Origin of the sequence: Neobacillus sp. WH10 (assembly GCF_030123405.1) — a bacterium.
Classification (GTDB): Bacteria; Bacillota; Bacilli; order Bacillales; family Cytobacillaceae; genus Neobacillus.
In genome coordinates, this window is sequence record NZ_CP126110.1 from 2,332,624 (window position 1) to 2,348,284 (window position 15,661).

The 15,661-nt window shown below is 38.5% G+C and carries 16 protein-coding genes; 8 read left to right on the top strand and 8 right to left on the bottom strand.

Annotated elements, in window-relative coordinates:
- Positions 1-8: 8 nt before the first annotated feature.
- Both dltX and QNH20_RS11040 read right to left on the bottom strand, forming a co-directional pair.
- Positions 9-158, bottom strand: coding sequence for a teichoic acid D-Ala incorporation-associated protein DltX (gene dltX, locus QNH20_RS11035; protein WP_283922928.1), 150 nt, complete (start codon positions 156-158; stop codon positions 9-11).
- 364 nt (positions 159-522) lie between these two features.
- The gene (locus tag QNH20_RS11040) at positions 523-1,575 is read right to left on the bottom strand and encodes a M42 family metallopeptidase (RefSeq protein WP_283922929.1); all 1,053 of its coding nucleotides are present in this window, start codon (positions 1,573-1,575) and stop codon (positions 523-525) included.
- Between the two features lie 241 nt (positions 1,576-1,816).
- On the opposite strand from QNH20_RS11040, the gene QNH20_RS11045 reads away from it, so the two are divergent.
- Positions 1,817-2,146, top strand: coding sequence for a hypothetical protein (locus QNH20_RS11045; protein WP_283922930.1), 330 nt, complete (start codon positions 1,817-1,819; stop codon positions 2,144-2,146).
- A gap of 25 nt (positions 2,147-2,171) precedes the next feature.
- Here the strand turns inward: QNH20_RS11045 and corA are convergent, their stop codons facing one another.
- The 3 genes from corA to QNH20_RS11060 all read right to left on the bottom strand — a co-directional run bounded on the left by corA (position 2,172) and on the right by QNH20_RS11060 (position 5,936).
- Entirely contained in the window at positions 2,172-3,122 is a 951-nt protein-coding gene (gene corA / locus QNH20_RS11050; protein WP_283922931.1) for a magnesium/cobalt transporter CorA, read from the bottom strand.
- Between the two features lie 77 nt (positions 3,123-3,199).
- On the bottom strand, positions 3,200-4,627 hold the full coding sequence (locus tag QNH20_RS11055) for a hypothetical protein (RefSeq protein WP_283922932.1): 1,428 nt from the start codon (positions 4,625-4,627) through the stop codon (positions 3,200-3,202).
- A gap of 145 nt (positions 4,628-4,772) precedes the next feature.
- On the bottom strand, positions 4,773-5,936 hold the full coding sequence (locus QNH20_RS11060) for a TIGR04053 family radical SAM/SPASM domain-containing protein (RefSeq protein WP_283922933.1): 1,164 nt from the start codon (positions 5,934-5,936) through the stop codon (positions 4,773-4,775).
- Positions 5,937-6,222: 286 nt separating this feature from the next.
- Here QNH20_RS11060 and QNH20_RS11065 point away from each other — a divergent pair, with 286 nt between their 5' ends.
- A complete protein-coding gene (locus QNH20_RS11065; RefSeq protein WP_283922934.1) occupies positions 6,223-6,852 on the top strand; it encodes a TVP38/TMEM64 family protein in 630 nt (209 codons plus the stop codon).
- Here the strand turns inward: QNH20_RS11065 and QNH20_RS11070 are convergent.
- From QNH20_RS11070 to QNH20_RS11080, 3 genes are all read right to left on the bottom strand, one after another.
- Complete coding sequence (locus QNH20_RS11070) at positions 6,849-7,199, bottom strand: hypothetical protein (protein ID WP_283922935.1); 351 nt, start codon at positions 7,197-7,199, stop codon at positions 6,849-6,851. The genes QNH20_RS11065 and QNH20_RS11070 overlap by 4 nt on opposite strands.
- 417 nt (positions 7,200-7,616) lie before the next feature.
- The gene (locus tag QNH20_RS11075) at positions 7,617-8,996 is read right to left on the bottom strand and encodes an MFS transporter (RefSeq protein WP_283922936.1); all 1,380 of its coding nucleotides are present in this window, start codon (positions 8,994-8,996) and stop codon (positions 7,617-7,619) included.
- Between the two features lie 181 nt (positions 8,997-9,177).
- On the bottom strand, positions 9,178-10,719 hold the full coding sequence (locus QNH20_RS11080) for a multicopper oxidase family protein (RefSeq protein ID WP_283922937.1): 1,542 nt from the start codon (positions 10,717-10,719) through the stop codon (positions 9,178-9,180).
- 132 nt (positions 10,720-10,851) lie between these two features.
- Here QNH20_RS11080 and QNH20_RS11085 point away from each other — a divergent pair, with 132 nt between their 5' ends.
- Genes QNH20_RS11085 through QNH20_RS11105 form a run of 6 tightly spaced genes read left to right on the top strand, consistent with a single transcriptional unit; the run spans position 10,852 to position 15,635 of the window.
- A complete protein-coding gene (locus QNH20_RS11085; RefSeq protein WP_283922938.1) occupies positions 10,852-11,865 on the top strand; it encodes an XdhC family protein in 1,014 nt (337 codons plus the stop codon).
- Positions 11,847-12,032 (top strand): NTP transferase domain-containing protein, encoded by a 186-nt coding sequence (locus QNH20_RS27055; protein WP_481858069.1) that lies wholly within the window; start codon positions 11,847-11,849, stop codon positions 12,030-12,032. The genes QNH20_RS11085 and QNH20_RS27055 overlap by 19 nt, the downstream gene beginning before the upstream one ends.
- Before the next feature lie 37 nt (positions 12,033-12,069).
- A complete protein-coding gene (locus QNH20_RS11090) occupies positions 12,070-12,309 on the top strand; it encodes an NTP transferase domain-containing protein (RefSeq protein WP_283922939.1) in 240 nt (79 codons plus the stop codon).
- Positions 12,310-12,338: 29 nt separating this feature from the next.
- Complete coding sequence (locus QNH20_RS11095) at positions 12,339-12,461, top strand: hypothetical protein (protein WP_283922940.1); 123 nt, start codon at positions 12,339-12,341, stop codon at positions 12,459-12,461.
- Between the two features lie 16 nt (positions 12,462-12,477).
- Positions 12,478-14,796, top strand: a complete 2,319-nt coding sequence (locus QNH20_RS11100; RefSeq protein ID WP_283922941.1) for a xanthine dehydrogenase family protein molybdopterin-binding subunit — start codon at positions 12,478-12,480, stop codon at positions 14,794-14,796.
- The gene (locus QNH20_RS11105; RefSeq protein WP_283922942.1) at positions 14,796-15,635 is read left to right on the top strand and encodes an FAD binding domain-containing protein; all 840 of its coding nucleotides are present in this window, start codon (positions 14,796-14,798) and stop codon (positions 15,633-15,635) included. Before QNH20_RS11100 ends, QNH20_RS11105 begins: the two co-directional genes overlap by 1 nt.
- Positions 15,636-15,661: the final 26 nt, after the last annotated feature.

Genomic DNA, 15,661 nt, shown 5'->3' on the forward strand with positions numbered 1-15,661 from the left:
GCCTACCTTTAAAAATCATTGTAAATATAGGAACCTGAGCTTGCATCGTTAAATCCGTACATAAAAAATAATAATAGGAGAATCAGCAAATAGTATGCAAACCGGCCCAACCACTTCACCTTTTGGCTGGTAAAGAAAATTTGTAATCTTTCAAACATCAGTTGTGCCCCCAATTTAAATTGATAACTGCCATTTTCTATTTAATGGAGAAAATTGGTCGAATTCTTATGACAAAAGGACTGATTTTTTTCCTTTTCTCTAACAATCATAATCCCTTTTTTGCTTGTAACAATTAATAACCTATTAATATATAATTAAAAAATTATTAATTTTTTACATGATAAAGAAACTCGCCGGCGGGCGAGCACATAAGAGCGAAGCTTATGCATACGAAGCTTTCCTTATTGCACTTATGCCTGATGGGAAGGTTAGTTTTCCTATCGGGTGAACAAAGACCGGCTGGGTTTCCAATCGGCCTTTGTTATTTCTATATTTCCATTTCGTAAGGTGTACGAGCAGATCTTATAGAATTAAATCAGACTGAAGATAGTGGTATAATAGCTTGGCTGTATTTTCAATTGATGATTGGTGTGTACGCTCAAACGCGTGTGATGAATCGATCCCAGGTCCAATTAAACCATGAACGATGTCATGACCAGAACGGATAGCTGCTGATGCATCAGAACCATAATATGGATAAATATCTAGCTTATATTCAATATTATTTTCTTCGGCAAGACGTACTAGATTTTTGCGTAATTCATAATGGTAGGGACCGCTTGCATCCTTGACACATATGGAAACGGTATATTCATCAGTAGACTGTCCATCACCCATAGCTCCCATATCGACAGCTACGTATTCAACCGTCTCCGGCGTAATATTTGAATTTCCGCCATACCCAATTTCTTCATTGTTCGAAATCAAGAAATGGGTTGTATATGGCAATGCAAGGTTTTCGGTTTTTATTTGTTTTATTAATTGAAGAAGAATGGCCACACTTGCTTTATCATCTAAGTGTCGGGATTTAATATATCCGCTTGGAGTCACTTCTACTCTCGGGTCAAATGAAACAAAATCACCAACCTCGATTCCTAGTGCCCTGACTTCTTCCGCATTATGTACTTTTTCATCAATCCGAATCTCCATATTTTCCTGATTTCGCTCGGCTTTGCCTGCATCCTTATAAACATGGACAGATGTCTGATGCATAAGAATAGTTCCTGTATATTTCTTGCCGCTGCTCGTTTCGATTTGGCAGTATTCTCCTTCTATGGAATTATATTTAAATCCGCCAATTAAGTCAATCTTTAACCTGCCGTTTACCTTTACTTCTTTCACCATCGCGCCGAGCGTATCTACATGTGCCGTAAGCATTCGATGTTTACTTGGATCTTTTCCCTCAATTGTCGCAATTAAGCCGCCTTTACGGTTGCAATATGTTTTGATTTGTAACTCTGAAAGGAAATTTTCGACAAAAGTTATGACTTCATTTGTATTACCGGAAGGACTCGGTATTGATACTAGCTCGCTAATTAATTTCATTGTTTCTGCAGAATATGTAAGATTACCCATTGCAAGTACCCCTTTCTGAATTTTCATTCCTTACTATAATACATAAAAATCAAATATTCCATGTAATAAATCGAAATTATTATCAACTTTTTAAGAAATCATGCATAGGTTAAATGTGTTTACTATTTCTCAAAACGGATAAATATTGGAATAATTGGGTATAAATGGGACTATTCGGACTATTTGAAAAACGTTCTTGCAACTCTTCATAATCCGGAATAATACTAATGGGAGGAGAAAAATGTTGACCAGAGTAGAATTATATAATCACAAGCCGAAGCAATCTTCCTGGAAGGGTCTGTTTTTTTTCATAGCTGCCTGCATCATTTTAACTGCTGGTTTCTTTATTTTTCGCTATTACTATCAAAGTACCATAAAAATTGAAGCACCGAATGAGGATTTGGGACAAAAGGTCGTCATACATCTTCCAAATGGCCAAAAGGTTTATACGTATGACAATTTAATTATTGAAAAGGATGGGAAGACCTATTATAAAGGTGAGCGTAATACGATTGACCTAACAGGTGGAACATTTGAATATGAAGATTGGGATTTGGGATCAAAAGACTAGCCAGATTGTCAGGCTAGTCTTTTCGCTACTTAAACCATCCTTTTTTCATAAACCATACTGTCATACCCACTGCGATGACAACCATGATAATCAGTGCGCCTAAATAGCCGTATTTCCAAGTAAGCTCAGGCATGTATTGAAAGTTCATTCCATATACACCCACGATAAAGGTCAAAGGCATAAAAATGGTCGTGATAACTGTTAAGACCTTCATGACATGGTTTGTTTCATTCGAATTGATGGAAATATAGCTATCACGTATATCTGTGGCAAGCTCCCTGCTGGCTTCAATCATTTCTGTTAATTTTAGCAAATGATCGTAAATATCTGAGAAATATGCTATTTTCCCTTCCATACTGGTTAATCGCTGTGAATTAATAATCCTATACAAAAGATCTCTCATTGGTGAGATAGTATGCCGTAATGATAAAAGATCATGTCTCGTATCAAATAAGTCCTTAAGTAAGGACTCCATTGACCTGCCTTTTGAATTTTCATCAATTTCATTTAAGATATCATCAATTTGATTAACTAAAGGAAAATAATTATCGACCATTTTATCAAGAACATGATAAAAGACATGGGAAGGATCCCATTGAGCTAAGCTGGTCGATTGACTCAAACGATTCCACACTTCATCAATTTCTACAGAGGATTTATGATGAAAAGTGACGATATAATTCCTGCTAAGAAAAAAGTTCACTTCTTCTCTTTCAATCATTTTTTTGCTCAATGCCTGTGTCACAAAAAAGGTATAATTCTCATAATAATCAAGCTTTGGTCTTTGTAAATGATGAATACAGTCCTCAATCGCTAATGGATGGAAGGAAAGAGGTGTTCTTAATAATTCGATTTCCTCTTTGCTTGGATGGTGAAAATCAATCCAGTACCATAGATATTCTCCATGAACAAGTTGTGAGATTTCTATGTCCTTGACCATTTCTTGATTTTGATTAATTGCAATTGTTTTAATCATAAAATCTCCTTATCGTCTTTTTACTACATTCACTATAAAGGATAATATGAAAAAAAACAGCCAATATCGGTGTTATGTCATTGTTTTTTTGATGTTTTTACGGATTCTTGAACCCGTTTTTTACGTCTTATTTGATCCTGGACAGCTTGGTATAAACTTTGAAACCCGAGAATAGCTACCACGATTATTCCGCTTAATACGATCCCTACAGCAAAGTACTCGAAAGGATTATAATATTTAAAGTGAGACCAATTAATTTTCCCCTCTAAATCATGTGTAAAAAGATTCATACTAAAGATTCCGCAAATTACCGTATATAGAGTTAATACTAGTAATACCAAGCTGTCTCTTTTCATCATGTTGTTTTCATCATATTTAAACAAGCTATAAAGTATATCTTTTGTATTGCTATATAAATTGTCAATAGTAAAGCTTTTTCGTAAATGATTAAAAAGTTCTTGGCCTTCAGTTGATGCAGGATATTCAGCAAAAAAGTAGTTAGAAGTAAATGAGTTTATTGTATAAATTAACTTATCGACTTCTTTTTTATCTTGACTGATATTTGTGACAGTAAAGTCGTCAGATATTTTCAAAAATACTAATTTATGAAATAGATTTATTAAAACAGCATAGTAAAATGGGCCGTAAAACTGTTTTATAAGAAAACTTAATTCAATTTCTTTTTCAATCGTAATACATGAAAAGGATTGGTCATCAATAAAATAGGATGTGGATGGGGCCCAGCGGTTATAACTATAGTCATTTATATAATTAGAGATATATTCTAAGTTATTTGCACGAACATATGGGTTTCCAGCTGAATTTAACCCGCACAAGGTTCCTGTACGGTATACATCAACAGTATCAATGAGTTCTTCACCACTTATTGAAAGCAAAGATTGGACATATATTTTTTGCCTAGTAAGAAATGTAACTGCCTCATTATTCAAATAGTTCGATAATTGAGGGACTAAAAAATCAAACAAAAAATCTATTATTAGAGGATAAACCTTTCCACTATATTCGATTTGAGATTTTTGAAGTTGTGGCTCATGGATTCGTAAACAATCGGCAAATTCTATTGTCTGTGATAATGGAAGGTTGTTAATTTCTGTTCTAATCGTTAAATAAACGAGGTCATAGGGACAAATAAATAGATCGACAGAATGAATGTGAAATGGGATGCTAACATTCCTTGCTGTTAATAGGCTATTTATGTCAAGCTTCTTTGTATATCTTTGAAATCCATTTTGTTGTTCTGATGTCGGAAAAAGAATTTTATTTGTTAATGGAAGGAAAAATGCTTCTAAGTCATGGTGGGACACGTGATAACTACCATAATAGGCCTGTTCCATTTGCACATCACTTAATTGGAATAGGGTAAAATCTTGCTCTTCTAAATAGTGGGACAAGTTTTGATCGGTACCTGCTTTTAATGAAAAAGGAATGATAAATTGAAAAAGTGCTGTCGACACGTGCTTTTCTTTTAATTCGATGGGCTGCATACATTTTGATCCTTTCAAATAAAAAAGATTTCTAACAACAACTTTCCCAATATGAAGGCAATTTAACCAGCGAAAATATCATTTTCAAAACACCGTTTAATAATAAAGAGGCATTCCAGGATGTGGAGTGCCTCAATCAAAAAATTTAAACAGTTGGTTCAGTTTCTTTATTGCGCATTGCCTGAGGAATATAAACGCAGAATGGCTCACTTTCTAAATAATCACCTGTTACGGCATACGTTCTTGAACGAGAGCCGCCGCAAATTTTGTTATATTCACAAACGCCGCATTTACCCTTATAGTTGTCAGGTTGTCTTAGCTCTTTAAAGACCTTAGAGTTACGATAAATTTCTGCAAGCGGGGTGTCACGGACGTTTCCACCGACTATTGGAAGTAGTCCGCTTGGCATAACGTCGCCAATATGGGAAACAAAGGCAAAGCCATTACCATCGTTTACTCCTTTTGGTGCACGCTTTAAGCCGTCATGCATCGATGCGAAATCTGTTGTTATCGTATCCTCGTAATGAATTTCACCTTTATCGATTAAATGATCACGTATTTTCTGTTGCAGTACCACGCGCCGATAATGCTGTGCTGCGGTGGTTTTGATGTCATATGGAGCTGTTTTACTTAATTCATATAACCAGCGGAAGACTTTTTCATGCTCTGCGGGTGTAATACAGGCATCTAGTTGTCCACGGCCTGTTGGAACAAGCAGGAAGATGTACCACATAACTGCACCAAGTTCAGCCACAAGCTTTGACATTTCTTCAAGGGAATCATAATTGTAGCGAGAAATAACCGTATTGATTTGCAGCGGCATTTCAAGTTCATTTAAGTATTTAATTTTTTCAAGTGTTAAATCAAAGGATCCAGGAGTTCCACGGAAATGGTCATGAATTTCCGGTGTTGGTCCGTCAAGACTGAAGCCCCAGCGGGATAGCCCGACTTCTTTTGCCTGTTTCATTTTCTCGATTGTTACATTTGGCGTAGCACTAGGAGTCATTGACACACGCATTCCTTTTTTAATTGCATAATCTGCAAGCTCGAAAAGGTCTTCTCTCATCATACAATCGCCGCCAGTGAAGACAAGCATTGGATTATCCATTTCATAGATTTGATCGATTAGATTAATACCTTCTTCGTGTGTAAGCTCTCGAGGGTCTGGTGTCAGTTGCGCATCTGCCCGGCAGTGAACACACTTCAGTTGGCATGCTCTTGTTACCTCCCAAATGACAATGAATGGATTAATGTCATAATCTATTCCCTTTCCCGCTCCATGTGGATGTCCTTTACTTATACCATGCATCTTCATCACCAAATTCTTTGTTTATTTTTTAACCATTAAAATTGTTTCTATAGGTTAATTATAATTTTGTCCTCATGATGTGGATGGATGGTTTGTTACAATATTTCTACATTCCATTAAAGATATGACAATTTCCTATTGGATATCAAATGATTTAGCAAGCATTTCTATTCATGAAAAATCAGAAAATTAATACTTTAAGAAATGAAATTTAAGTTTTATACTAAGTAAAGTAACTTCTTTTCTCTTACACTACCATTTGGCTGCCATATGAAAGGAGCAGCAGATGATTAAACGAATCATAAGTTTATGTATCCTACTTTTTATCATTTCCATTGGTTTCCTACAAAAGGATGAATTGCTTCACCTTGTCAAATTAGGAGGAACGGTATCACTCTTTATCAGTATACTGCTAGTAGCCATTTGTGTTTTTTTTCCTGTCATTCCCTTTCCCGTTTTGGCGGGGGTTATTGGAGCAGTATTTGGTGCCGCAGAAGGAGTATTTATTTCTTTAGCAGGAGCAATGGTCGGAACAATGGGATTCTTCATTTTAAGCAGATATGGCTTTCGGGATTTGGCTGAAGAAAACTTAACCAAATACCCAAAGGTTAGGGAATATGAGCATTTTCTAAATCGAAACTCTTTTGTTGCGATTCTCACTTGCCGTTTAATTCCCATTATTCCGGCACCGGTTGTAAATATCATTTGCGGTTTAAGCCATGTTAAATGGATTACCTTTTTGATCGCATCGACATTAGGGAAAATCCCCAATATTCTAATATTGTCTTACGCAGGGTCTATATTTAGTAACAATAAGCTTTATTCCTTTGGAATTTATGGCTGTTATTTGGTAATCATTTTCTTGATAAATTTTGCAATCATTTATCGGAGAACGTCGCAAAAGTCTCTTGATTAAAGAGCTTTTTGGACATTCAAATCGTTTTGTTTTTCTACAATGATGATTTCTTTAAAAAAGCTTTTTAAGATGAGCCATTTTGCGGGATAAGTGTAAATAAAATCCTCTAGTGTTTGAAGTGAGAAATAAATAAAACAGTCAAACCCGCTTTTCACTTTTTTTAAATCGTATAAAAGTGCATGGGGAATGGTGTAATAGTCATTTAATTGGTAAGGGTTAAGTCTTACAATTTGAATGTTTTGGTTGGACAGATAGTTTTTTATCGATTGTTCCTGTAGTGAAATACTATCTTCCTTCGAGAGTCCATTTAAACTGATGCGATCATTAATATAATATATTCCCTTCATTTCATTACACCCTCTCAAATAACGTAATTTTTATTGTTATTGACAGTGTTTTAAAGAAGTATACTCAGCTTAAAAAAAGGTCTTGGAAATAAATAATAATAATTATGATCGTATGTATCCTTGTCTCATGGATGTGGTTTTTTGCTCTTTCTCTTGCTGGGAGATTTATTGGGAAGCTTTATCGATCTGGAAGAGTTATTCTTTATCAAAATAAAATATCCGCATTAATTATGTGGGGAACTGCCTTTTATCTTGTTTTTTCACTTTAACAAAAAAAATTACCCGGCAATTTTGCCGGGCATTTTCCAAATCTATATTAAAAGGGGGCGGAGGTTAAAGGTTCTTCGTGAACCTGTTTTTATAATAACGGATAAATATGAACAAAATATGAAGGAAAGATTAATAGTTTGAGAAAGGTTAAGTATTCTTCAACTTCTCTAATTTCATCCTTCCCCGTGAAAACCACAAGCTCATAAAAAAACTGATGATTCCAGTTATGATTAAAACTCCGCCAATGATTTTCATGTTATTCGCAGAAATCTCAGCTCCAAATATTAATCCTAAAATAATAGAGGATAAAATGGAGCCTAAATATCTGCAAGTTTGAAACAACCCTGAGGTTGTTCCTATAATTTCCTTAGGACTTTCCTTCAACATGGCGACTTGAAGAACAACATTTCCGATTCCATAGCTTAATCCCAAAATCGATAATATGATTCCTATTACTAAATAAGAAGCATCTACAAAAAACAAGGTAAAAATCAGTGCCCCAATGATTGAGATAAACGAGCCGATCATAATTGGCTGATATACACCAGCTCGGTCAATCCATTTTCCTGAAATGGATGAAATAATAATACTGATTCCTGACATAAATAGCATTAATAAACCGCTTTGTTCTACACTTAAACCCAACACCTCTTGAAAGTAGCTCGGGAGACCGAAAAATAAACAATAAAAAAAGATGTTTAAAAAGATAAACTGGACATATACCATTGAAAGCTTTGAATGTGATTTAAAAATACGAATATCGATAAACGGCTCTTTTACTCTCAATTCCCTCCAGGCAAAAAGGGCGAAAAGAAGTATCCCCACCATACCGGAAAGATAATTTGCATTAGCTTCAAACGATAATAGAAATGATAAAAAGAAGACCATTCCTCCGGCAAAAAAAATAATGCCAAGAAAATCAAGGTTGAAAAACAATTCTTTCCTATGAGCTATATCCTGTTTAACATCCTTTGGAAATATATACAAACCTAGCAGAAAACTGATGATAATAAACGGGATATTCACCCAAAATATAGCCGGCCAGCCTCCATAAACAATGGAGAAACCACCAATTGTTGGTCCAAGTGCCACCATTGCAGAGGCAAAAATCGAGAGGACAGCCAGTGCAGAAGCTTGCAGGTCTTTTATATTGTCGCGAATTAATGCCATTCCCGATGGATAGATAGCACTGCTGCCAATTGATTGAATCATTCTCATCACAAGTAACATAAGAAATGTTGAAGAAAGGGGTGCACCAAACGCGGAAAGGGCAACAAGCACAAGACCGAACAAAAAGGTTTTTTTTCGTCCGAAAATATCAGCAATCTTTCCTGTTACCGGCTGTGCTACGGCACTAGCTAAATAAAAGCTGGAAATCAACCAGGAAACGGTTGTAAAGGAGAGCTGAAAATCCTTTTGAATACTATGTAATGCCAGGGCAATCATCGAAGAGTTAAGAGGATTTAACATCGTACCGGAAGCAACTGCAGTTAAAAACAATGCTCGATTTTTTTTCATGAGTAACATCCTTTTTGATAACATTAGATATAACTAAGTGTTCCCCAACAATAAAAATCTAGTATTTTAGGAATAAATTCGAATGGATAATGAGATATAAAATTGAAGTTATACTTAAAGGAACTAGTTTTTGGAGGCATAACGGACAAAAAAAGCTATCTTTGGATAGCTTTTATATTCTTAGAGTGCATTATTGTGTCGGAAGTATTCTATAGGGCCGCATCATTTCATAATCCTCATGTTCTAGCATATGGCAATGCCAAACATATTGACCGGTATTTGGGAAAAACGGGATGATGACGCTAGTAATATGACCTGGCGGACACCTGACTGTATCCTTCCATCCACGCTCACATGGCTCTGGACGAAGCCTCGGCCCCGAGAATCTCACTTGCTTTGTTTTTTTATAATAATCTACATCGAAGGCCTGCCTTTTAAGAATTTGAAATTGAACAAGGTGAACGTGGATGGGATGGTCGTCGTCATTCGTGTTGATAAAATTCCATATTTCAATTGAGCCAAGACGAGGATTCTCTGAAATAGGATCATCCCACCTTTTCTTATCTAGCAGAAATAGCGACCTTCCATATTGATCCTTTTCCTCGCTTAATTCGAGAAATCTTTGCATATGGGCAGAATTTGGCTGCAGCCACTTTATGGGGCCCATATAGAAAGGGATTGTGCTCGTATCAATTCCTGAAAGCGGCTGCGTTACGCGAAACTCCATAACGATACCTGTGGTTTCGGGGTTAACTGGATCACCAATCGGAAAGTGTGTCGGTGCATTATTTTTCAAAATTATTGATTTACCTACCATATTCGAGAAATCAATGATGACATCGAGTCGTTCAGCTGGTGCGAGCAATAAAGATTTTACTCCAATTGGTCGCTCCAGAAACCCGCTTTCCGTGCCGATTTGAAAAAATAGTTGACCTGAATCCAGGGTTAGTCGAAAAAAGCGGGCATTTGCTGCATTTAAGATGCGAAATCGATATTTTCGGGGTTCTACCTCATGATAGGGCCATATCTTCCCATTTACAACTATCGTATTGCCGAAAAAGGAAGGGATAATCGAAGGATAAATGGAGGAAGTATTGTTTTCCGGCTGTACTGGATAAGACAATGAGCCATCCTCATGAAAGGTACGATCTTGAAGCAATAATGGAACCTCAAATGGTCCACTAGGAAGATTCAATAAATGTTCATGCCGGTCTCTGATTAAATAAAATCCGGCAAGGCCTGCATAAATATTCAATCGCGTCAGCCCGATCGCGTGGTCGTGGTACCAGAGTGTCCGTGCAGTTTGCTGATTAGCATATTCATAAATTTCTTTTTGAAAATAAGGACCCTTTTCAGTAAATCCTTTCGTGAACCATGCATCCGGGTACCCATCACTCGCTGGCTCTGTTCTCCCTCCATGTAGATGGACAACAGTCCGGACATCCGGTTTCTCCTTCTCAGCGCCATGAACCGTATGATCAATCGGCAATAAATGATTGTCAGGTAGTTCATTCTTCCATTTTACAAATAGTCTTTCACCTGAATTTACCTCAATGGTTGGTCCCGGGTAAATTCCCTCATATCCCCATAGCATTGTTGCGAGTAAATCGCTATGGAGTGATTGCTTCGATTCCTTCATGCTTACTTCATAATACGTATAATCATCCGATTTCCACTTTGGTTTTAATACAGGAGGAATCGGAAGCAGATCTTTAAATTTTCCCAGCTTCATGTGTAGCTCTCCTTCATGCGATTGTTACTAATTCATATGAAAGCAGCTAGAGAAAAATTAATCATTCTAGGAATAGCATAGGTCTTAATATAAATAAGATAGAAATTCATGTGTCAGAAGTGGGGGAAAAGTTTGGAGGATATATATCAAATTTTAGATGTCCTTGATCAGCCTGAGGCTTGTGTTTTAGCGACGATCGTTCGTGTAAAGGGTTCTGCATATAAAAAAGAAGGTTCTTCTATGCTTTTTTTGGCGGATGGTACACAAATCGGCATGTTAACAGCAGGTTGCTTGGAAACAGACCTTGCTATTCAAGTAAAGGAAGTTTTTGAGAAACAAAAGGCCATTATAGTGCAATATGAATTGTTTGATGAGGACGATTTAAGCTGGGGACAAGGTGCAGGCTGTAATGGCACCATTGATATATTATTCGAGCCAGTAACGGAAAAAGTAAAAGAGCATTTTCAAATTGTTAGAACACTTCTAAATTATCAAAAGCCGGTCATTGCATTAAAAAAGCTGGATGTACTGGGGGAATATGTTTTTATTGAGGAGGAAGGTGATCCGTTTGGAAACTGGTCAGGACCGATTCCGGTAATTGAGTTCACCACGAAAATCGGTGTTATGTCAGGGGTTCCAACTGTTTTTCAGCAAACGTATCAACCAAAGCCAAGGCTTATCGTATTTGGAGCAGGACCAGATGCAATCCCGCTTGTATCTTTTGCAGCAGATATAGGTTTTTCAGTGGTGGTCTGTGATTGGCGGGAAACTTTTTGCCAGAAAAAAAACTTCCCGCGGGCAGAAGAGCTGTTAGTGGGCTTCCCATCTAATCTTTTAAAACAAATCTCTTTTTCACCTTTTGATTTTGTTGTTGTGATGACACACCATTTTCAGAGAGATCAAGAAATAGTAATGAAGGTACTAAATCAAAATATAAAGTACTTAGGGGTATTAGGTCCGAGGGAGAGAACAAATAGACTGTTAAAAGGTGATGATGTTCCAATTCAGATCCACTCTCCAATAGGTGCTGCGATTGGAGCAAAAGGACCCGTTGAAATCGCAGTAAGTATAGTTGCTGAAATGATTGAAGTATGGAGAAAACCTGCATATGAACGAGTGGACCATTTATGGACCATACCGGATTAGTGGGGGTCTATCTTGCCGCAGGCAAGAGCAGCAGAATGGGCAGTAATAAGTTGAATTTACCGCTTGGGAATCAGTTTTTGGGAGGCATAGCGCTTCGAGCGGCGCTGGAATCGAAGCTTGACGTTACCTTCGCCGTCACTCGACAGGGAGATCGCTTCTTTGGTTAGCTCCTTTTGCAAAAGATAAAGGTTTGAGAATTCTAGAATGCAAGGATGCAGACAATGGCCAGATGCTTTGCTAAAAGCGGGGGTAAAAGCTGCGCAAGAATATGGAGGAGAAGGGGTTGTCGTTTTGCTTGCAGATCAGCCGTTTGTGACAACGGGAATGATTAATCGGTTAATTGATGAATTCCAAGGGTCCGAGGATTTTATTTCCTATTTGCATAATGGAGTGATGACCCCCCCCCCGTTCTTCTACCTAGAAGTCTTTTTTCAAGAATTATGAAATTATCTGAGGACCGAGGGGCAAGGAGTTTGCTTCGCGATGATTGTGAGAATCGTAGGAAACGAATAGAAATGGATAAGAGTGTTTATTTTTTTGATGTTGATACGATTGAAGATTACCATTTCCTATTGAACAATGGACCATTCCTATAGATTAGGAGGAATGTATGTGGAGGTTATTGGGAAAAGTGTCATTCGTAAGGAAGCGATTGATAAGGTGATGGGACGAGCAAATTTTACGGATGACTTTCATACGGTTCGGATGTTATCAGGGAAAATGGTCATCAGTCCCTATGGTCATGCTAAAATTGTCAGCATTGATACTATGGAGGCTTGGCAGGTTCCTGGTGTCAGGGCGATTCTCGCCGGCGAACGCTTTCCGCTGACAGGTGAAGCAATCCGTGACCGCCCGCCGATTGCTGTTGACAAAGTTCGGTATCACGGTGAACCTGTTGCCCTTGTTGTAGCTGATACTCCTGTGCAAGCAAGGAAAGCAGCTGACTTAATTAAGGTGCAATATGAATTGCTGTCGGTTGTAAATTCACCAACTCAGGCATTTCAAAAGGGCGCACCCTTAGTTCATGAACATTTAGGAGAATATAAAAAAGAGGAAGATTCCTTCTCGGTTCCTGGCACCAATATCGCCACCCATATTAAAATTCGAAAGGGAAATATGGAAAAGGGCTGGGCGGATAGTGTGACGGTGGTGGAAGCAAGCTTCTCATTTGCCCCTTCTGATCATGTTGCAATGGAAACACGGTGTGCAACCGCAGAAATCATGCCGGATGGAACGATCACAATTATGACGTCCTCACAAGCGCCGTTTATGGTCAAAAGATTACTCTCTGATTATTTCGGTATAGATCTGGGGAAAATTATTGTCCATACCCCACTTGTGGGCGGTGCGTACGGTGGCAAGGCCCCGGTGCAGCTGGAAGTGCTTGCATATTTAGCATCAAAGGCTGTCGGCGGGAAGCCAGTAAAGATTTTCAATACGAGAGAAGAAGATATCATAACTTCCCCATGTCATATTGGTTTGGATGCATTCGTAAAGTTGGGCGCTGGGTTAAATGGGAAGATCTATGTGGCAGAAATCCGCTATTTATGGGATGGTGGAGCCTATTCTGATAAAGCCATTGATGTCACTAGGTCTGGTGCGGTTGATTGTACAGGGCCTTATAATATTGAAAATGTCTGGTGTGATTCGTATTGTATGTATACAAATCATCCATACGCCTCACCATACAGGGGCTTCAGCCATGCAGAGCTTTCTTTTGCCATTGAACGGACAATGGATTTACTCGCGCAAAAATTAAACATGGATCCGCTTGAACTCAGATATATCAATGCGATTATGCCGGGTGATACAACACCGACAAGAGTCCTTTTAAATAAAAGTAATGTCGGGAATCTAAGGAAATGTATTGAAAAGGTTAGGGAACTCATTCATTGGGATGAGGGGGCGGTTAAAGAAATAAACAATCGCTTGATTCGAGTAAAAGGAGTCGGCTGCAGTTGGAAAACGTCGACGATTGACATCGATGCCCCTTCAGGAGTAATCCTGACGTTTAATCGAGATGGAACGATTAATTTAATGTCTGGAGTAATTGAAATTGGAACAGGAACAAAAACCATCCTCGCTCAAATTCTTGCCGAACGTTTGAAAATGGATGTGGATAACATTTATGTAAAGATGGAAGTGGATACACAAACGACACCAGAGCATTGGAAGACAGTTGCAAGCAGGGGAACTTTCATGGCAGGAAGGGCTGTGTTGAAGGCAGCAGACGATGTTCTTGATCAGTTGAAAGAGGTTGCGTCATGTGTTCTAAGGGCACCAAAGGAGGATCTGGAAGTTGCGGGCAGCCGTGTTTTTTTAAGGGATGACCCATCCATTGGCCTGCATTTTAAAGATATCGGTCATGGCTATAAGTATCCAAATGGCAATTCTATTGGCGGACAAATTATCGGCAGGGGAAGTTATATTTTACGGCATCTAACCCATTTAGATCCGGATACAGGAGCTGGAAAGCCTGGTCCGGAGTGGACGGTTGCTGCTTATGGGGTTGAGATTGAGCTTGACCGGCGGGATTATACGTACCGGCTAGTAAAAGCATGTACGGTTGTAGATATTGGCAGGGTGATGAATGAAAAAGCAGCACTCGGTCAAGTCATGGGGGCAATGAGTATGGGGCTCGCGTTTGCAGGTAGAGAGACGTTTTATTTTGATGAGCTGGGGCGTGTTTTGAATCCTCAGCTTCGGACATACCGGCCGCTAAGGTACGGGGAAAATCCTGAATACTTGGTGGGGTTTGTTGAAACTCCTCAGCTTGATGGACCATACGGGGCGCGAGGTGTCGGGGAGCATGGCTTAATGGGGATGCCCGGGGCACTAGGCAATGCCTTATCGATTGCGGCGGGTGTTTCACTTAATAACCTGCCGTTAATTCCAGAGTTAATCTGGAAGGCAAAGGAGGCTTTGATGTAATGCTTCCCTTTGATTTTGATTATTATCGGCCGGAAACGTTAAACGAAGCTGTAGATTTATTTCAATTTTTGGATCAACAGGGCAAGCAGCCGATGTTTTTTTCAGGAGGAACAGAATTAATTACACTTGGGAGAATTAACCTAGCCTACACGGAAGCAGTCATTGATATTAAGGACATTGCTGAAAGCAAGATTATGCAAGTAAGCGGGGATCAGGTACTTCTTGGCAGCACGCTTTCGCTAACAAAAATTGAAGAAGCGAATCTTTTTCCATTGTTAACAAAAACAGCGAGTGAAGTTGCCGACCATACTGCCCGAGGAAAAATTACCTTGGGTGGTAATATTTGTGCACGAATTTTTTATCGGGAAGCAGTTCTGCCATTTTTACTTGCAGACAGTCAAGTATTACTGATTGGACCTAATGGAAAAAAAATCATCCCTATTAATGATATCTTTCAAGGACAATTAGGATTAGAAAAAGGCGAATTTTTGGTTCAAATCGCAACGGAGAATAGGTTTATCAGAGCACCGTTTTTTAGTGTCAAACGCCGCCAGCAGTGGGATACCGGTTACCCCTTGATTACAATTGCAGCTTTAAAAGTGAATCAACAAATTCGTGTTGGTATTAGCGGGTTATGTCCCTTTCCTTTTCGCTCTACGGAGGTTGAAGGTGCATTAAATAATATAGGACAATCGGCTGAAGCAAGAGTGGCCGGAGCAATTGCAGTTTTACCACAACCGATTTTAGATGATGTCGAGGGATCTGCTGAATACCGTTTATTTGTTTTACGGAATTTGTTCTTTGATTTATTGGCTGCTCTTGATAGAGTGCAGGTTTAATCACTTATTCTAAGCTGGGAGAGTGG